We start from the raw sequence: 18,789 nt of genomic DNA on the forward strand, positions 1-18,789 counted from the left end.
AGGAGCGAAATGGCCACCATGCCCCGGCAACGGGATCGGGTCCTCGCCCTCGTGCGCGATTCGCTGCAGCCGCTGGACGCACCGGTCATCGCGCAGGCGCTGGGCATTCACATCACCACGGCGCGTTTTCATCTGAACGCCCTCATCGAGGCGGGTCTGGTCGAGGGCACCTGGCTGCCGTCGGAGACCGTGGGCCGCCCGCGCAAGGGGTACGTGGCCGTCGGGGGTGATCCGGTCGCGCCGGTGCTGGCCGCTCTGCTCGCCCAACTGGGGGACACCCCGGCGGAACGGCGTGCGAAAGCCGCTGTGGCGGGCCGGGTCTGGGCGGACACCCTCACCGGCATCGGCGCCGACGATTCCGGGCTGCCGGATCCGGTGACCGTGCTGTCCACGACGCTGACTCGGCTGGGATTCCAGATCTCCAGTGCCGTATCGAGTTTCGGCACGCACGAGATCCAGCTGTGCAATTGCCCGCTGCGGCGGATCGCCGTCGGTGCGCCGGAGATCGTGGTCGGTGTGCAGCAGGGGATGATCGAGCGGATTCTCGAACGGCATTCGGCGGCGCTGGCTTCCCAGTACGAGGTCGATGTGCGGCCGGACGCGAGCGGGGACTGCGGTGTCACGCTGCGGCTCACCGTCCGCGCACCGCAGGGCGCGCCGACCGCGGGCTGAGCTCTCCGCCTGCATTCGTACACCCCGCTTTCCTGATCGCCGGTATCGTCCGCGCCCTCGCTCGCTCGCGGCTCGGGCTATTTAAATGATCCTTGACCTATGTCGTTAGGCTAGGCTAACTTAGCGCCTTCAACAGTATGTTTACCACGTCGCCGCGCTGTTGTGTCAATCACGCGAAAGGCTAAATAGATGAAAAACCGCCGAAGCCCGGCCGGAGTGCTCGCCGTTCTCGCAGCCGCGACCGCGGTGTTCGCGCCGACCGCCACCGCCGCGCCGGAGGACTTTCGCATCACGCGGGAGGTGCCGACCCTGGCCGATCTCGGCGAGCAGGTCCGGTTCCTGGTGGAGACCGCCGCCTCCGACGAGGCCAAGGCCGCCAACCTCGAGGGCGGCATGAACGCGGTCGTGGTGCCGCGCACGGTGTACAACCTCGGACTGTTCCGCGCGCCCAAGGGCTGGAACGAGGTCACCGGACCCGAGACGCACAACGGTGACGAGCACACCGCCATGCTGAACTCCCATTCCGCGGGCCGCCCGGGCATCGTCATGAAGGTGACCTGGAAGCGGATCGACGGCGTGTGGAAGCTGGCCAACAGTTCGCTGTGCGAGGGGGTCAAGACCGTCGGCCTGCCCATTCCGTGCACGTTCTGATTCCGCCGCGATGATCGAGATCGACGGGCTCACACTGCGTTACGCGGAGGCGACGGTGCTCGACGTCCCGGAGCTGACCATCGAGGACGGGTCGGTGACGTATCTGCTCGGGCTCAACGGGACAGGCAAGACCTCGCTGCTGCGGTGCGTCTGCGGGATCGTCACACCCACCACCGGGACGGTGCGAGTCGACGGTGGATCGGTGTCCGCCGGGCGCGGTGCGCCGCCGAGTCTCGGTGTGCACCTGGACTATCGGGCGTTCGACCCGCGGCATACCGCGCGGCGGCACCTGCGGTGGATCGCCCGGGCGCGGGGCATTCCCGTCGGCCGGGTCGACGCGGTGCTGCGCCTGGTCGATCTCGAGGTGGTGGCGGATCGCCGGCTCGGGCAGTACTCGCTGGGCATGCTGCAGCGGGTGGGTATCGCGGGCGCGCTGCTCGGTGAACCGCGCACGCTGGTGCTCGACGAACCGGTCAACGGGCTCGATATCGCGGGGATTCTGTGGCTGCGGGAGTTGTTGCGGCGCTTGGCTTCGGAAGGGGTGTGCGTGCTCGTGACCGGGCATCTGCTCGATGAGGTGGAGCGCAACGCCGACGCGGTCGTGGTGCTCGGTCCGGGGCGGGTGCTGGCCGCCGCGCCGCTCGCGCGGCTGGTCGGGCCGGGGGAGCGGCTCGAGGACGTGTATCTGCGGCTGACCGGGCTCGATGTGACGGCGCGGGTGGCGTCGTGAGGGCCGGCGCTGCCCCCTCGCTCGGTGCGCGCTGGTGGCGTGCGGTCGCCGCGGAGTGGACGCGCACCTCGGGGCGCGGCTTCCTCTGGACCGTCGCGGTGCCGCTCACGGTGGGGCTTCCGCTGGTGGTGACGTTCGGCATCGCTACCGTCGCCGAACGATTCGCGCGGATTCCCGGGCAGGTCGCGGTCACCTCGGTGAGCACCACCAACGCGGTGTACTGGGTGATCACCTTCGTGACCGCGATCATGATGGTGACCGCGGCGTACGCGCACGGGGTCCAGCGGCGCGGTGATGTGCGAGATCTGGAGGCGTTCCTGTTCCCGCGCGCGTGGATCGCCGCCGCGGCGCGCTGGGTCTTCTACGGTGTCATCGCGGCTGTCGCGGCGGTGGTGCTGCTGGTCATCGTGCTGGTGGCGCTGCCGCGGCTGTACCCGCTGGTGTACGGGGAGGTGGACCTCACCGGCGCGGCCGGGCTCCGATTCCTGTGGACCGTACCGGTTTACGCGTTCGCGGCGTGCGGCATGGGCGTCGCGCTCGGCGCGGTGATCCGGACGCCCTCCGCGGCCGTCGCGGTGCTGCTGTTCTGGGTCTATGTGGTGGAGAACTCGATCAGCCTGCTCCCGCACGGGTACACGCTGCAGGCGTACGCGCCCTTCCTGAACGCGGTCGCCGCGACCGGTCAGGAGCTGGCGTTCCTGCCGCGCTTCGGTCCGAACGGGTCGCTGATCTACTTCCTGGTGGTCACGGTCGCGGTGTTCGGTCTGGCGGTGAGCCCGCCGATGCTGCCGCGCCTGAAAGGTGCTCGGCGGCACCGCGAAGCGACCGCGTCGTCGAGCGCCGCGTAGTCGTCCGGCGCGTCACCAGCCACCGGCGAACAGTGCCGCGAGCCCGGACACCGGGTCGCCGGCGTTGGTCGTGTTCGCCACCGCCACGACGATCGCGCCCAGCGCCACCGCCACCGCCACGATCGCGAAGCCCCTCAGCACTCGCTTGACCCGCGAATCGGCGGATCGCGCAACGGATCTGCGCCACAGCAGCACGCTCAGCACGAGCAGGTCGGCCGCCACAATCGCGGCGGCCACGGCCATCACGACGTGATAGCGCGCGAAGTCGTCCACCATGACACCGAGCGCGTCGGGCGCCCGCTCGCCCGAACTCGATGCCTCGGCCAGCCGCTGCTGCACCTGCTCGAGCGTGTCGGCGAGCGCGGGATCCGGCGCGCCGTCGGTGAGGAAAGGCAGGAGCGAAGCGAAAGGCGCTGCGGCCCCTTGGATGTTGGCGACAACCAGCACGACCGCGACCAGCGCCAGCCCCGCGCTCGTGACCCCGCCCGCACCGAGTGCAACCCTGCGGTTCGTGCCGGAGTCGCCGACCCGGAGGAACGCCCGCCACAGCACCACCGTGAGCGAGATCAGCACGAAAAGCAGCGCGGCCGCGATGACGGCTTTGCTCAGGTGATACCGGAACCAGTAGTCGACGATCCGCTGCAGGTCACCCGGGAACGCCGATTCCCCTGCCCGCCAATACGCGTCGAATGCCGTCCGAAAGTCCGCCCGCAGCGCCCCCGCGTCGGCGAAGGATGCCCCGTCCCGCGCGGCCAGGACGCGCGGCGCGTAGACGAACGCGGTTCCCAGCGCCACCGCCACCGCGGCAAGCACACCGATCGCACGCCCGGAGAATCCCGCCCGGGTCGCCGGTGCCGGGGGAGCGCCCACGAACCACCTCCATGTGTACGAGGACCGTGCCCGGCAGCCTACCGGCCGGAGTTGCGGCCGCGCCCCCGCGTGAGTACCGGGCGCATGGCTGCCAGCGCGTTTCGCGTGAGCCGATCCGGCCACGGTCCGATCCGGCCGCAGCCCGATCGGGGCTGCACCGGCGTAGCCGACGGACGAATGCCCCCGGCCGGGTCAGGTGGTTGGGGCCAAATGGGATTCGAGGAACGTGAAGAAGGGAGTCGTCACGCGGGTCGGGTGGAGGACGCCGTCGCCGAGGAAGAGGTGGTCGGACCGGGGATAGAGGATCAGCTCGTGGGGGACCCGGGCTGCGGTCAGGGCTTCGGATAGGAGGCGGCTCTGGTGGGGCGGGACTATGTGGTCGGCCGTGCCGTGCTGGATCAGCATGGGGGCGGTCGTGGGGGTGACGTAGGTCAGGGGGCTGGCCGCTCGGTTCAGGGCGGGGTGGCGGGACGGGACGTGGCCCAGGAAGCGGGATTCCGGGGAATCCTCGACATCGTGGCGGAGCAGGACGGGGCTGATCAGGTGCTCGTCCATGCGGGCGAAATCGGTGGGGCCGTACCAGTCGACGGCGGCCCGGACCCGGCTGGAGACACCGGCGGGGCCGTGCGGGCCCTCGAGGGACGGGCCATCGGCGGTGGTCGCGAGCATCGCGGAGAACCAGCCGCCCGCCGATTCGCCCCAGGACGCGAATCGGTCCGGGTCGAGGTTGAAGCGTCCGGCCTCCGCGCGCAACCAGCGCACGCCCGCCTTCACATCGTGCAGCGGCTCCGGGAATCGTGCCTCGCCGGAGAGCCGGTAATCCAGGCTCGCCACCGCGTAGCCGCGATCGACCAGTTCGGCGAAAATCCGCACGGGACTGCGTAACCCCAGGGTCGGCAGCACCCCCGCGCGATCGAAGGCGGCGAAGGCCCCGCCGTGGATGTAGACCACCGTCGGGCGCGGGCCGGGCCAGCGGCCGGCGGGCGGGGTGTACAGGTCGAGCGCCAGCTCGCGACCGGGCCGGACGGTGGCCAACACGAGGTTGTAGCGGGCGCGGCCGCCGTCCGCGAACCGCACCCCGTCCGGGCGCTCGGCGACGCCCACCCGCCCGCGAGCGGCCACCGACGCCACGAATTCCCCTGCGGCGCACAACCGCTCGAACACCGTCATCGTGCTCCCTTACGGCACCGGCTTGCCCTTACTACTCGCTGAGGCGGAGGCGCGCCACCACCGCGCGGTGGTCGGTGCCCTCGATATGGCGTGAATGTACTTCCAGCGCATGGCCGCCCGCCACCAGGACGCGGTCGATGCCCACCACCGGGCCCCACCAGCGGTCGGTGGGCCAGGTCGGCATCGCGCCTACGCCGAGGAGTTCGGCGGAGTCGGCGTAGCGGCCGGTGACCAGGGCCCGGAAGGGGGTGTGGTCGTAGGTGGCGTTGAAGTCGCCGCCGACTATTACCGGGCCGGTTTGCGCCTCGAGGATCTCGCCTATGCGGCGCAGCTCGCGGGCCCAGACGTCCGAGTTGGACAGGGGCGGGATCGGGTGCAGGGCGAAGACGGTGACCGGGCCGCGCTCGGGGTGAATCATGGTCGCGCGCAGGTTGTTCAGCCAGAAGCCGTCGAACTTCACCTCGTCCGCGAGGGGGTAGCGGCTGAAGATGCCGGTGCCCTGGCCGCCGCCGGACGGCGCGGTGAAACGGTGCGGGAACAGCTCGGCCAGGCCCGCCGCGTCCAGGCGCGTCAGCAGATCGGGGGTCAGCTCGTCGATGGTCAGGACCTCGGCGCCGGTGTCGCGGGCCGCGGTCACCACGTCGGTCGGAGACCCGTGCCCGAGCATCAGATTCGATTGCATGACAACCACATCGGTGCCCGGCGGCGGGGAACCGTCCGCCCACAGCATCGGCGCCTGCGTCCACAGCCCGGAGCCGGCGACCACGACGGCCAGCGCGGTGCCCGTCCACTGCCGCGTCACCGCGAACAGGATGATCGCCACGAGGGCGAACACCATCAGATACGAGGCGAACGACGCCGCGAGCACCGCGGGCTCCCACTCGGACGTGCTGTAGTGCAGTCCGATCCCGGTCGCCCCGGCCGCTAGCGCGAGTGACGCGGCCACCAGCCCGAGCCGGCCCAGCCATCCCCGTGTGCGCGGGCGCGCTATGCGCTCGGTAACCCGCTGATCTTCTGCCAACCCATCGATCGTCACTGAAACTCTCCCCTCCCCGGATGCGCCGCCCACAGTACGCGACGCCGCGCGCACCCCGTCCCCGGCCACAGCCGACGCGCCCGGAGCCACATACAGCTGCCTCGCGAACGACGCGGGTCCGGGACTCACGAGGAGCCCCGGACCCGTCCGGCCGAACGCGCCCCGGTGGGCGCGGCAGGCGACTACTTCTTCAGACCCGCCTCGATCGCGTCGATGATCCGCGGCCGCAGCTCGGCGGCGCTGATGATCGCGTCGACCGACCCGACCTGCACCGCGCGCTGGATGTTGTGCACGCCGTCGAACTCGGCGGCGACCTCACCCAGCTTCTCCGCCCGCACCGAGGAACGCATCTCGTCGAGCTCGGCGGTCAGCACCGCACGATCCGCGCCGATGGCGCCGGCCGCGCGCGCACCCAGGTCCCGCACCCGCGGATCGCCGCCGGTGCGGGCGTTGACCTCACCGGAGAAGACCACGGCCGCGGCCGGAGCGCCACCCAGCACCGAGGCGAACGAACCCTCCAGCGCCAGCACGGTCATGTTCGGGTTCAGCGCCTTGGAGAACACCACGAACGCGCCGCCGTGGTAGCGCGAGATCACGCAGAACACGATCGGGCCCTCGAAATTGACGATGGCCCGGCCGATCTCGGCGCCGTACTCGAGCTGGAGCTTGCGCATCGACTCGGGGGAGCCGTCGAAGCCCGAGAGGTTGGCCAGCACCACCAGCGGCCGATTGCCGCTCGCGGTGTTGATCGCCCGCGCCGCCTTCTTCGACGACCGCGGGAAAAGCGTTCCCGCGGTGTAGGTGTCGGGACCGTCGGTCGGGGTGAGACCGCGCCGCACCACGCCCCGGGACTCGATACCCAGCAGGCACACTGGGATTCCGCCCAGGCGCGCGTCCTGGACCACCGCGGTCTCGGCGTCGGCCATACCGGCCCAGCGCTCGAGCACCTCGTGATCCTGATCCGCCAGGGCCCGCATCACGGTGCGAATGTCGAAGGGCTTCTTGCGATCCGGGTTCGCGGTCGCCGAGAAGATCTCACCGACGGTGGTGAAGTCGCTGTCCGCCAGCACATGCGGGAAATCGGAGATGTCGCGGTCGACCGGGTCGGTGGTCGCCGCCCGGCGCGGGCCGTTCTCACCCGGGGCCACATAGGTGTGGTCGTAGTGCGACATCAGGACCTCGCGCGCCGCGGTCAGGTTCGGCGCCCAGTACTGCGCCTGCCCGTTCGGGCCCATGACGCGGTCGTAGCCGCCGATACCGAAGTTGTCCTCGGCCGAGACGCCGCCGGAGAAGTCCAGGGACTGCTTACCGGTGAGCACCATGGCCGAATCCGGGGTCATGACCAGGATGCCCTTGGTGTGCATGAGCATGGTGGCTTCGGCGTTCCAGTACGGCTGCGCGCCGACGTTGATGCCCGCGACCACGATGTTGATCTCGCCGCCGTCCTGGGTGAACTCGACGATCCGCTTGAGCGCGGCCGCCACCCAGTCCATGTTCTCGGTGCCGGACTCCATGGAGATCCGCGCGCCCGAGGACAGCGCGTACCACTCGAGCGGAACCCGCATCTGCTCGGCCAGATCCAGCGCGGCGATCACGCGGCGGCATTCCGGCTCGGACAGCGCGCCCAGGGACTTGGTCGGATCGCCCAGCAGCACCACGCGGGTGATGCCGTCCGGGTAGCGGTCGGTGCGGGTGGTCACCACGCCCGCGACCATGGCCGCGCTGTTGCGGCCCTTGGGCCGGCTGACCGGCACCAGCACGTTGTCCGAATCCAGGTCGTGCTCGGTGAAATCGCCCAGCACACCGGTCAATTCGTACGGGTACACGGTGTTGCGGCTGCTGGCGCGCAGCACCTTCTGCCGGTACTCGTCCAGCGGCTCGACCGGCTCGTCGGAGCGGTCGACGATGCTGACCTCGGTGCCGCCGATGGCGTCGAAGGAGATCCGCACCGCGATCTTGACCAGTTCGTCGGTGCGCGCGTCGCGCTGACGCGCGATGAGCAGGATCTCCTCGAGCCCCGTGCCCGCCGTGGTCGGCTGCACGTGCCCGGCAATGGTTTCCAGCTCCGCCCGGGTCACATCGACCGGCGGCCAGATGTACATGACGATCCGGTTCGTGTGCAGCCGCTTGGCCGAGGGCCGCTGCGCCTGCGCCCGCCGGATGGAATCCAGGCAGGTGGCGATGGTGGTCTCGGCCGTGGGCAGCGCCAGCAGGCGGCCGTCGTGCTCGCGCAGCGCGGCCAGGTCGCGAACCTGGGCGAAGGCCACGAGACGGTCGTCCGACGGGTTCTCCTTGGCGACCGCACGGAACAGGTACACCTCTTCGTCGTCCGAGGACGGCAGTCGGGTGAGGTCGAACTTGTGCAGGCGCTTCATCTGCATGCGCTGCGCGATGTACGGGTGCAGACCGCGGATGAGCCGCTCTTCGTCCAGCCCGGTGGTGGAGGGCCGGAAGGTGAAGTGGTGGTGCATGACCGCGCCGCCGCTGCCCGCGACGGTGCAGGTGATCCGATGCACCTGGTTCGGCATGGGCTGGGCGTTGAGCACGTCCTGCAGGGCCGCGGCCATGGCGTCGAAGTCCTCGGGCTGGCCCTCCCAGCCCAGGTAGATGTCGGCCTCGATCGAGGCGGCGCCACCGGCCAGCTCGATGAGCCCGCGCACCGCGGTGTCCAGCGCGTGGAAGCTGACCGCGGCCGAGACCAGGCTCATGCCCTTGCGCTCGGCGATGACGAACGTGCAGTCGTCGGCCTCGGTGGTGCGCACGCCGGTGAGGCCCTTGTTGCCGTAGTAGCGGCGGGTCAGCACCTCGAGCATGGCCGAGTTGTCCATCTTGCCGCGTTCGAGACGCTGGCCCAGCAGTCGCACCAAAGGCTCGGTGCTGCGGACCATCTCGGAGATCCGCTCGGCGCGATCCGGGGTGTTCGGGTTCTCGTCGAAATGCCGCAGCTGGCGGCGGACGTTGGTGTACACCCGAGCGCGGTTGCGGCGCAGCAGCGGCAGGCCGTACCAGGCGTAGACCACACCGCGCGAGAGATCGGCGATGACCGGGAACCGCACCTGCGTGGCGGCCACCAAGCGCTCGAGCGCCAGGCCGACCGGCTCGCGCAGCGCGCCGCTCGGCACGGGCTCGCGGACCCACTTGCGCAACAGCGTGGCGATCACCGCGACGGTCTCGGCCGGACGCTGCTGCGCCAGGAAGATGCGGAAGACCGCGGCCTCCAGCTCCGGGGTGCGATCGAGTTCGGTGATGCCGTAGTGCCCCAGCGCCTTACCGAGCTTGGCCTTGAACGACTCCGGCAGCCCGGCCCGCTCCACGTCCAGGCTCTGCAGGTAGGTGTGGAAGTACTCGCGGGCGCTGTGGACGTGGCTCTGCGAGCCGTCCTCGTCCCACGAGCGGTTGTGGCTCAGCTCGGCGAGATCGGCGAAGACCTCGACCAGTTCGAGCTCGTCCGCCAGCGGGCGCCGATTGCCGGCGAGCGCGTCCTGGCGGGCGGCGAGGTAGTCTTCGAGAACGCGCTGTTCCTCGTGCGGGTCCTCGTCGAAGCCGAGCAGCAGGCTGCGCAGATCCTGCAGGCCGCGGGCCATGCGATCGGCGGTGCTGGCCGCGACGGCCCCGGCGGGCAGGTCGAGCTCGACCGTACCGACGGCCGCGGCGTCACCGGCCTCGTCGTCGTCGGCGATCGGCTCGAGCCGCATCAGCGGCGCACCAGTCTCCACCTGGGTGCCGACCGAGACCGTGCATTCCTTCAACCGCGCCTTGAACGGCGCGCGCAGCACCGTTTCCATCTTCATGCTCTCGAGCACCAGGATCGGCGCTCCCGCTTCGACTTCCGCGCCGACCGCGAGCGGGGTCGCGACCACCAGCGCGGGCGCGGGGGAGCGGACCACGCCGCCCTCGTCGCGGCTGATGCGATGGGTGACGCCGTCGATGTCCACCACGTGGATGGGGCCGTGCGTGCCGGTGGTCAGGCGGTAGCGAATGCCGTTGACCACGATCTGGCCGGTGTGCTCGTCGAAACGCTCGAGATCGACGTCTGCGGTACGGGTTTCGGCCCCGGCCTCGATGCCGACCCGGAACCGGTGCGCGCCGATGCGGGCGACCCGCACGCGGTAGCCGGCCCCGCGCAGCTTGAGATCGTGCGGACGCCCGCTCTCGTGCTGCACCTGGGGACGGCCGCCGGACGCGGTGGACAGCAGGCGATGCCGTTCGGCGGTCTCCTCGTCCTCATATGCGTCGATGGCGGCCGCGGCCAGCGCGACGGCCGAATGTCGTTGCGAGACCAGGCGTCCCTCGCCGCGCACGCGGTCGATCCAGCCGGTGTCGGCCGAACCGTCGATGACCTCGGGCTGGATCAGCAGGTCGAGCACGAAGCTCTTGTTCGTCGCGCCGCCCTCGATGACCACTCGGGTCTGCTCCATGGCGCGGCGCAACCGGCCCAGCGCCTCGCTGCGATCACGGCCGTAGGCAATGATTTTGGCGATCATGGAGTCGAAATCGGCGGGGATGGTGTCGCCCTCGCTGACGCCGGTGTCCACCCGGATACCGGGGCCGGCGGGCAGGTCCAGGCGCACGATGCGGCCCGGCGCGGGCGCGAAGTCGCGATCCGGATCCTCGGCGTTGAGGCGCGCCTCGATGGCGTGGCCGCGCTCGGCCGGAGCGGTCCCGGTGAGCGGGATGCCCGAGGCCACCTGCAACTGCGCGCGCACCAGGTCGAAACCGGTGGTGTACTCGGTGATCGGATGCTCGACCTGCAGCCGGGTGTTCACCTCGAGGAACGCGAACAGCTTGTCGCCGGGGTGGTAGAGGAACTCGACGGTCGCCGCGCCGCAGTAGCCCACCGCGATCGCGAGCCGCTCGGCCGAACCCTTGAGGTCGGCGACCTGCTCGGGCGAGAGCACCGGGGAAGCGGACTCCTCGATGACCTTCTGGTTGCGGCGCTGCACCGAGCAGTCGCGCACGCCCAGCGCCCACGCGGTGCCCTGCCCGTCCGCGATGACCTGCACCTCGACGTGGCGGGCGCCGGTGACCAGGCGCTCGAGGAAGACGACGCCGCTGCCGAAGGCGCGGGCGGCTTCCTGGCGGGTGCGCTCGTAGGCGTCGACCAGTTCGTCCTCGTTGGTGATGACGCGGATGCCGCGACCGCCGCCGCCGGCGGTGGCCTTGAGCATCAGCGGGTAGCCGACCTCGGCGGCGGAGGCCAGGGCCTCCTCGACGGTGCCGACCGCGCCGCGGCTCCAGGGCGCGACGGGCACGCCGACCTCTTCGGCGATGAGCTTGGCGCCGATCTTGTCACCGAGTTTGCGCATGGCGTCGGCGCTGGGGCCGATGAAGGTGACGCCGATCCGCGCGCACAGTTCGGCGAACGCGGGATCCTCGGCGACGAAACCCCAGCCGACCCAGGCCGAGTCGGCGCCGGTGGCGAGCAGCGCCTGCTCGAGCACCTTCAGGTCCAGGTAGGGGCGGTTGGCAGCCGGTCCGAGATCGTACGAGACATCGGCCTCGCGCACGAACGTGGCGTTGCGATCCACATCCGTGTACAGGGCGACCGTCTGTATCGGCAATCCGGTCTCGGCGGCCAGATCTCGGACAGCATGGATGAGGCGCATGGCGGCCTCGCCCCGGTTCACGATGGCGATGCGGCTGAACACTCGCCTGCTCCTTCCACAGCACTGGCCCGATCGGGCGCGGATTTCGAGTATCGGTCCCGCGTAGTCTGCACCTATTTGCTCCCAGGTACACGGCATGTGGTTGTTACTCGCACGTATCCTTGGGAATACCTCGTATTGGGCCGGTCACGGGTGGGAGAATTTCCGGTGAGCGGCCGCGCGGTACCGGACACGGACCGCGCGAATCGGACTCGAACAAGGAAGGCGTCCAGCCGCGAGCGGCACCTGTCCGATGCACTGCTACGCATTCTCAGCTTGTCCCACCACAGCTTTTCCGGGCTCCGCGACGGCGGGCCGTCCAACTGGCAGCGTCGCCGAGTGGCTCTCGGGTGTCCTGCCGCGGTGTAGGAGGTGATCCGCGTGACCGACATTCTCGACGTCCTGCACGCGCGCTGGGCCGAGATCGCGGGCGAGGCGCTGCTGTCGGGGCGGGAAAAGCCCGATCTCACGCTGACCACCCGCGAGGTCCTCGACCTGATCGATCACATCGCCGAATTGCACCGGCGGTGCGACGAGTTCGATCTGGAATACCGCGAAATCGAGCACCAGTACACGGTGCAGCGCGGGGTGAACGCCGACGCCGTCAAATCCTTCGAGCGCATTCGAGCCGCCCTGGAACAGCGCACCGCGCATCCCGAGGCCCGAGTTCGTCAGGCCTGCACCATCGCTCGCGCCGCCGCCGAAAGATTGACCGCGGCGGGCGCGGACGCGGACGACGCGCTCGGCTGATCCGGCCCGCCGCGTACTCGCTGCCCTCGTGCGCATTTCGTGATCCGGGGATCGGATTCGACTGGGCGCGTATGCAGTCGGTATCCCTCTATGGTGAAGGCCGACGGGCCTGCCCGCCGAGAGGAGTTGCCGATGGACGCCGAACACTTTCTGCCGTTTCGCAAGAGCACGGTCGTCGCGCTGTGCGCGGGGGAGTTGCCCGCCGACGAACGGGAGTCGTTCCTGGAGTTCGCGCGATTACTGGCGGCGATGGCGCAGTACCGGATTCACGTGCGCGGCGAGCGGGTGCTGGACGCCTACGAGATCGTCGATCCCGCCGAGGACGTGCGCACCGTGCGGGCCGCGACGGCGGCGGATCGGGCGCGGGCGCGCGCGGTGGTCGAACGCGAACTCGTAGCCCTCGCCGCGGAGGCCGATTTCGTGCGGATCGACGCCGAGGAGATCGAGAAAGCCTTCAGCGAGCACGATCTGATGAAGGTGCGCCTCGAGGTGGAGGACGAGGGCATCGAGACGGTCATGTTCTTCCGCCGCGGCACCCGCGAGTGCTCCGAAGTGGTGAAGTCGTTCTACGGATTGCGCAAGCGCACCGTCGAGTTCACCAGCTACGCCAAGGTTCTGGTGTACATCGCCTTCGCCGAGCGCCCGGACGCGACCGAGCGCGAACCCAGCGGCGGGGTGCTGCTCAAGATGTTCCAGGACGTGCCGCGCAACGACCTGGAGATGCTGTATCCGACCGTGCGCGTGCGGATGCGGACCAAGGACAAGCTGCTCATCGGGGTGCCCGCGGTGCTCTCGGGCATCGTGGTGCTGGCCACCAAACTCCTCGCGTCACTGGGTCTGATGGTGCTGCTGCTGGCGTTCTGGGTCGGAATCCGGGAGGAGTCGGTGCGCCTGGACCAGGCGGCGCTGGTGACCCTGTTCGCGGGGCTGGCGGCCCTGGGCAGCTACCTGTGGCGGCAGTTCTCCAAGTTCAAGAACCGCAGAATCAAGATGATGAAGACGCTGCAGGAGCACCTGTACTTCCGCAATCTCGGCAACGGCGCGGGGGTGTTCCATCATCTGCTCGACGCCGCCGCCGAATCCGAGGTCAAGGAAACCCTGCTGACCTATCACTTCCTGCGCACCGCCGAACAGCCGCTCACCGCCGCCGGACTCGATCGTGTGGTGGAGCAGTGGTTCGGCAGGCACTGGGACACCACGTTCGACTTCGACGTGCGCGGCGGGCTGCGCACCCTGCGGAAGCTGGATCTGCTCACCGAGGACGAGCAGGGCGTGCTCGGCGCGATCGCGCTGCCCGAGGCCAGACACCGCCTGGATCGGCACTGGGACGATCTGTTCCAGATGCCCGCGCCCGGCGCGGCGGAGGTGCCCGCGGTCAGTCGATGAACGCCTCGCGGAAGTGGGCGGCCAGGTCCAGCTCGGCCGCCTCCTGAGCGGACACCCAGCGGTGGTCGTCGTGCTCGGCCGGGTTGAGAGTGACCGCGCCGCCGCCGTTCTCGGTGACGTCGTAGACGCGGGCGTTGATGCGCAAGGGTTTACCGGCCACGTCCATCCACGAGTGCGCGGCCCGTTCGGCGACGACCTCGATGCGCAGCCCGGTCTCCTCGGCGACCTCGCGCACCGCGGCGTCCTCGGGGCGCTCGCCCGCCTCGATGCCGCCGCCGGGCAACTCCCAGCGCCCGGCCAGGAACACCCCGGGTGCGCGCCGGACCAGCAGCACCGCGCCCGCGCGCTCGACCCGGCAGTACACCAAATTCTTCTCCCGCATCCGACGATCATGCTGCGCGCGGGGCGGCGCGGCAATCACGATTCCGCGCAAACGGTTGTGTGGGACTCGCGGTCCCATATATTCTGATTGTGACGCGCCACACGGCCGGAGCGCCGGTGGCCCGAACGAGGAGACACCGATGACGCTGTCGCAATCGGGTAGCACACTGTTCGATCAGGACTACCGAGACGCGCTGGCGACCCTGTCCGAGGGGTCCGTCAACCGCAGTTTCGATCCGTACCTGGACATCGCATGGGATGCACCGGAATTCGCGATCGATCCGAACGACCCCCGCTGGGTGCTGTCGCCGGAGTACGACCCGCTGGGCGCCACGCAGTGGTACCGGGACCTGCCGCTGGAGCGGCAGATCGAGATCGGCAAATGGCGGATCGCCAATGTCATCAAGGTCGGCGCGGCCTTCGAGAGCGTGCTCATCCGCGGGATGATGCAGTACATCATGAAGCTGCCCAACGGGTCGCCGGAGTTCAGGTACTGCCTGCACGAGATGACCGAAGAGTGCAACCACATCCAGATGTTCCAGGAACTGGTCAATCGCATCGGCGTGGACGTGCCGGGCATGCGGCGGGTGTTCCGGATGCTGTCCCCGTTCATCGGGGTGGCCGGCGGGTACGCGCACGTGATCCTGTTCATCGGCATCCTCGGCGGCGAGGAACCCATCGATCACTATCAGAAGTCGCTCATTCGCGACGGTGACTCGGTGCCGCCGGCAGTGCTGCGCACCATGGAGATTCACATCGCCGAGGAGGCGCGGCACATCTCGTTCGCCGGGGAATTCCTGGCCGCGCATCTGGCGCGGATGAATCCGGTGTCCAAAGCCGTTGCCGCGGTGTCGTTCCCGCTCGCCATGCGCTGGCTGGCGGGGGAGATCATGGCGCCGCCCAAATCCTTCGCGCGCCAGTTCGACATCCCCGACGAGGTGTTCGCCGAGGCGTTCTGGGACGGTCCGCAGCAGCGGCGCATCCTGTCCGGCTACTTCGGGGACATGCGCAAGCTCGCCGGTGACCTGGGACTGATGAACATGGTCACCAAACCGCTGTGGTCGCTGCTGAACGTGGGCGGCGAGCCCTCGCGATACCGGAGCGAGCCCGAGCGCGGAAACCGGCACGTGGCCTAGGGTTTCGCGAAGGTTGTCGCGGCCGGCGCGTGAATCGCCGGCTGCGGGCCCGGGCTCACGACGCGTTCTCGGCCAGTTCGGCGAGCACCTCGAGCAGGGGGCGATCCGGATCCAGGGTGATGCCGTGATCGCGGGTGACCGCGTCCAGCACGCTCCAGATGTACCCGGTCACGGTGGTGACCAGCGTGGCGCGATCCAGGTCCGGATTCGGGTCCCGCGCCCAGCGGGTCACCGTCGCCTCGGTCATGGCCACGATGGCGAAACACATGGTGTCGATGGCGGGTTCGTCCACCACGCCGACCACCCCGGCCAGGCCGGATACCAGCCGCCGGGTGCGCGCGGAGATGGCGGTGGCCAGGCCGGTGGCGGCGTCGAGATCGTCCGGATCGTCGACGGCCGGGCCCTTGCGCAGGAAATCGTGCAGGCGCGGGTGGGTTTCGAACCAGTCCACGACGGTCGAGACCGCCCGCGCCAGGATCTCCCGGATCGAGCCGGAGCCGACATCGAGCGCGGCGTCGAGGGTGTCGGTGAAGCGTTCGCCGATGGCGGTGCGCACCCGGCGATCCAGATCGTCGCGGCCGTCGAACTGGCGGTAGACCACCGACTTGGCCAGCCCGGCCCGGTCGGCGATCTGCTGCATGGAGGCGTCGGCGTGCTGCTGCTCGAGCAGTTCGATGGTGGCCGCGATGATGCGCTCGCGGCGCTGATCGTTGTGCGGCTGCCAGCGCGCCTGCCTGCCACCGGGGGCGGCAGGCGCGGATGGCTGCGTGGTCGGCACGGTCCGAGTCTAGAACACCGGGGTCCGGCCGCCGGGTCGCGCGCGCGGGCGGCGCGGCGGCCTTGCCGGAAGGTGTTCGCGGGGACCGGGTTCCGGTGTCAGACCTCGTGCGCGGCCGCGGCGGCGGTCAGGACGCCGCCCGCCCCGGCCGCCCGTTCGCGCGCGTAATCGACCACGGCGCGGGCGTAGTCGGTGTCGCCGTCCGGGGTGCAGGCGCGCACCAGCTGCTCTCCCGCTTCGTCGAGGTGCGCGCTCGGGCCCTGCTCGGCCAGCAGCACGACGATGGCCTCCCAGGTCTCGGCGTGCTGATCGGGCAGGTTCAGGAGTTCCTCGAGGTATTGGCCGGGTTCGAGCAGGCGCAGCGCCCGGCGCGCGTAGGCGTGGACGCGGCGGGGTAGTTCGGTGCGAATGAGTTCGATGTCGCCCTGATCCACGTGTCCTGGATGGCCGGGAAGGATTCGCATGGACCACATCTCGGTGAGGGAGTCGGGCAGGGCGGAGTCGGTGAGCAGTCCGGGGCCGGTCGCGGCCGCGAGCGGGACGGGGTCGGCGCCGCGCCGGGTCTCGCGCCAGTTACAGAACTCCCACCAGGGCGCGGGGGTCGCGCTCAGGGTCAGGCCGAAGCTCAGCACCTGCTGCCCGCCGGTGTAGGTGCGGAAGGTGCGGGTGCGGCCCACGGCGGCAACGCCTTCGGGCTCGACCCGGGTCCAGGTCGGCTCGTCGCCGTCAAAAGCGTAGGGCTCCAGCAGTTTTCCCGTGGTTCGCATCAGGCGGCGCAGCGCCGAATCCGGTGTTGCCATATCGGGCAGATTACTGGCGCGGTCCGACGGATCCGGGGAACCGCACCGGTGTCATGTCGCGGCCGAATCGATCTTGGTGTCCGGATCGGCGGGCGGTTGACAAGTGCGGGCGGATCGAAATACCGTCGGTATTCGAATACTGTCGGTATCAACACCGTGGTTGAACGAGGGGTATAGGACATGAGGTATCCAGGGACCGGCGCGGACCGGGTCCGTCGCGGTGGCGCCGAGCTCGCGGCGGGTGCGCGATGAGCGGGGCGCGGCAACCGCGCGTGGTGATCATCGGGGCCGGGGTGTCCGGTATCGCGAGCGCCATCACGCTGCGGCGCAACGGCTTCCATGACTTCGTCATCCTGGAAAAGGGCTCCGACGTGGGCGGGGTGTGGCATTGGAACCGGTATCCGGGGCTGACCTGCGACGTGCCCTCGCAGGTGTACCAGTTCGGATTCGCGCCCAAACCGGACTGGTCGCGGGTGTTCGCGCCCGGGCCGGAGATCCAGCGCTACCTGGCCGACGTGGTCGACGACTTCGGGCTGCGCCCGCACGTGCGCGTCGATTCGGAGGTGGTGTCGGCGGAGTTCACCGGGAACGGCTGGCGGGTCGAGACCGTCGGCGGGCAGGTGCACGAGGCGGATTTCGTCATCTCCGCGACCGGCGTGCTGCACCATCCCGCCTGGCCGAAGATCCCCGGGCTGGACGAGTTCACCGGCGATGTCGTGCACACCGCGCGCTGGGACGACGCCGTGCGCACCGCGGGTAAACGGATCGCGGTGCTCGGCACCGGATCGACCGGCGTGCAGGTGGTGTCCGCGCTGCAGCCCGCCGCCGAGCGCATCACCCATTTCGTGCGCAGTCCGCAGTGGGTGATCTGGGCGCCGATGTGGTTGCCGCAGCCGGCGTTCGTCGGCGCGGTGCTGGATCGGCTACCGACCCTGAACCGGGCCCTGCATCAGGCCGGTATGGCGGGTGCGAAGGTGTTCACCGATGTCGTCACCCGGCCGAGCTGGCGGCGGCGCGCGGTGCAGGAGTACGCGCGCCTGAGCCTGCGCGCCCAGGTGACCGACTCGAAGCTGCGTGCCGAGCTGACCCCCGACTACGAGCCGCTGTGCAAGCGACAGGTGTTGTCCGGCAGCTACTATCGCGCCCTGCGCGCCCGCAACGCCGAACTCGTCACCGACGGGATCGAGGAGATCACCCCGACCGGCATCCGCACCGCGGACGGCAGGCACCACGAGGTCGACACGATCGTGCTGGCCACCGGTTTCCGCGCGCACGACTACATGCGCCCGATGAAACTCACCGGCCGCGAAGGGGTCTCGATCGACGACGCCTGGGCCAAGGGCCCGCGCGCCTACCGCATGACCGCGATCCCCGGCTTCCCCAACTTCTTCACGGTCCTGGGCCCGAACTCACCCACCGGCTCGATTCCCCTGCACCACGCCGCCGAGGTGACCGCCCGCTACATCACCGCCTGGATCCGACGCTGGAGCACGGGCGAGTTCGACACCGTCGAGGTGACCGAGGCCGCCACCGACCGGTTCGGCGACCAGGTCGGCGAGGCCCTGCGGCCCACGGTGTGGAACACCGGCTGCAACTCGTGGTACTTCACCGAGGGTGGCCACATCGACCTGCTGCCGTTCGACCGCCGGACGATGGAGGAGATGCTCGCTACGCCGGAGGACGAGGATTTTCAGCTGACCAAAGGGTGAGCAGCGCTCGGAACCGGTTCGCCCGCGTATCCGTGGCCGGCCGCCACCGGACACGGCCGTGCGCGGGCGCGATAGCGGGCAGAACGATCGGACCGGGATGCAGGAAACTCACCCATAGCGAGTAACGCATCCGTACGAGGTGTGTCAGGTGGCGGGGACGCCGTGCCCGGCCGATTGCGCGCTGTTCGGCAGCACGGCCTCCGAGTCGATCTCGGTGCCGCATCGCC

15 protein-coding genes are annotated in these 18,789 nt (G+C 69.9%); 8 read left to right on the top strand and 7 right to left on the bottom strand.

The genetic code is table 11. The annotated features are described in order from the left end of the window. Positions 1-9 precede the first annotated feature (9 nt). From ACWIGI_RS26735 to ACWIGI_RS26750, 4 genes are all read left to right on the top strand, one after another. On the top strand, positions 10-672 hold the full coding sequence (locus tag ACWIGI_RS26735) for a helix-turn-helix transcriptional regulator (RefSeq protein WP_454205225.1): 663 nt from the start codon (positions 10-12) through the stop codon (positions 670-672). Positions 673-861: 189 nt separating this feature from the next. Next, positions 862-1,323 carry a hypothetical protein gene (locus ACWIGI_RS26740; RefSeq protein WP_454205226.1) on the top strand — a complete coding sequence of 154 codons (462 nt, stop codon included), beginning with the start codon at positions 862-864 and terminating at the stop codon, positions 1,321-1,323. Positions 1,324-1,333: 10 nt separating this feature from the next. After that, positions 1,334-2,053 (top strand): ABC transporter ATP-binding protein, encoded by a 720-nt coding sequence (locus tag ACWIGI_RS26745; protein WP_454205227.1) that lies wholly within the window; start codon positions 1,334-1,336, stop codon positions 2,051-2,053. Continuing rightward, positions 2,050-2,901 carry an ABC transporter permease gene (locus ACWIGI_RS26750; protein WP_454205228.1) on the top strand — a complete coding sequence of 284 codons (852 nt, stop codon included), beginning with the start codon at positions 2,050-2,052 and terminating at the stop codon, positions 2,899-2,901. The genes ACWIGI_RS26745 and ACWIGI_RS26750 overlap by 4 nt, the downstream gene beginning before the upstream one ends. A gap of 12 nt (positions 2,902-2,913) precedes the next feature. Here the strand turns inward: ACWIGI_RS26750 and ACWIGI_RS26755 are convergent, their stop codons facing one another. The 4 genes from ACWIGI_RS26755 to ACWIGI_RS26770 all read right to left on the bottom strand — a co-directional run bounded on the left by ACWIGI_RS26755 (position 2,914) and on the right by ACWIGI_RS26770 (position 11,625). After that, the gene (locus ACWIGI_RS26755) at positions 2,914-3,771 is read right to left on the bottom strand and encodes a hypothetical protein (protein ID WP_454205229.1); all 858 of its coding nucleotides are present in this window, start codon (positions 3,769-3,771) and stop codon (positions 2,914-2,916) included. A gap of 192 nt (positions 3,772-3,963) precedes the next feature. After that, positions 3,964-4,941, bottom strand: coding sequence for an alpha/beta hydrolase fold domain-containing protein (locus ACWIGI_RS26760; RefSeq protein WP_454205230.1), 978 nt, complete (start codon positions 4,939-4,941; stop codon positions 3,964-3,966). A 31-nt stretch (positions 4,942-4,972) separates the two neighbouring features. Continuing rightward, positions 4,973-5,962 (bottom strand): endonuclease/exonuclease/phosphatase family protein, encoded by a 990-nt coding sequence (locus ACWIGI_RS26765; protein WP_454205231.1) that lies wholly within the window; start codon positions 5,960-5,962, stop codon positions 4,973-4,975. A gap of 197 nt (positions 5,963-6,159) precedes the next feature. Beyond that, positions 6,160-11,625 (bottom strand): ATP-binding protein, encoded by a 5,466-nt coding sequence (locus tag ACWIGI_RS26770; RefSeq protein ID WP_454205232.1) that lies wholly within the window; start codon positions 11,623-11,625, stop codon positions 6,160-6,162. Between the two features lie 378 nt (positions 11,626-12,003). On the opposite strand from ACWIGI_RS26770, the gene ACWIGI_RS26775 reads away from it, so the two are divergent. Together ACWIGI_RS26775 and ACWIGI_RS26780 are read left to right on the top strand one after the other, a co-directional pair. Continuing rightward, the gene (locus ACWIGI_RS26775; RefSeq protein WP_454205233.1) at positions 12,004-12,372 is read left to right on the top strand and encodes a hypothetical protein; all 369 of its coding nucleotides are present in this window, start codon (positions 12,004-12,006) and stop codon (positions 12,370-12,372) included. A 132-nt stretch (positions 12,373-12,504) separates the two neighbouring features. Continuing rightward, on the top strand, positions 12,505-13,758 hold the full coding sequence (locus ACWIGI_RS26780) for a TMEM143 family protein (RefSeq protein ID WP_454205234.1): 1,254 nt from the start codon (positions 12,505-12,507) through the stop codon (positions 13,756-13,758). Here the strand turns inward: ACWIGI_RS26780 and ACWIGI_RS26785 are convergent. Next, entirely contained in the window at positions 13,748-14,140 is a 393-nt protein-coding gene (locus tag ACWIGI_RS26785; RefSeq protein ID WP_454205235.1) for an NUDIX domain-containing protein, read from the bottom strand. The genes ACWIGI_RS26780 and ACWIGI_RS26785 overlap by 11 nt on opposite strands. Before the next feature lie 139 nt (positions 14,141-14,279). Here ACWIGI_RS26785 and ACWIGI_RS26790 point away from each other — a divergent pair, with 139 nt between their 5' ends. Further along, positions 14,280-15,275: an AurF N-oxygenase family protein gene (locus tag ACWIGI_RS26790; protein ID WP_454205236.1), complete on the top strand. Its 996-nt coding sequence runs from the start codon at positions 14,280-14,282 to the stop codon at positions 15,273-15,275. A gap of 55 nt (positions 15,276-15,330) precedes the next feature. Here the strand turns inward: ACWIGI_RS26790 and ACWIGI_RS26795 are convergent, their stop codons facing one another. Both ACWIGI_RS26795 and ACWIGI_RS26800 read right to left on the bottom strand, forming a co-directional pair. After that, positions 15,331-16,053, bottom strand: a complete 723-nt coding sequence (locus tag ACWIGI_RS26795; protein ID WP_454205237.1) for a TetR/AcrR family transcriptional regulator — start codon at positions 16,051-16,053, stop codon at positions 15,331-15,333. A 98-nt stretch (positions 16,054-16,151) separates the two neighbouring features. Then, on the bottom strand, positions 16,152-16,853 hold the full coding sequence (locus ACWIGI_RS26800; protein WP_454205238.1) for a hypothetical protein: 702 nt from the start codon (positions 16,851-16,853) through the stop codon (positions 16,152-16,154). A gap of 248 nt (positions 16,854-17,101) precedes the next feature. On the opposite strand from ACWIGI_RS26800, the gene ACWIGI_RS26805 reads away from it, so the two are divergent. Continuing rightward, positions 17,102-18,562 (top strand): flavin-containing monooxygenase, encoded by a 1,461-nt coding sequence (locus ACWIGI_RS26805; protein WP_454205239.1) that lies wholly within the window; start codon positions 17,102-17,104, stop codon positions 18,560-18,562. The last annotated feature ends 227 nt before the right edge of the window (positions 18,563-18,789 follow it).

The sequence above is a fragment of the Nocardia sp. NPDC055321 genome, from assembly GCF_053645575.1.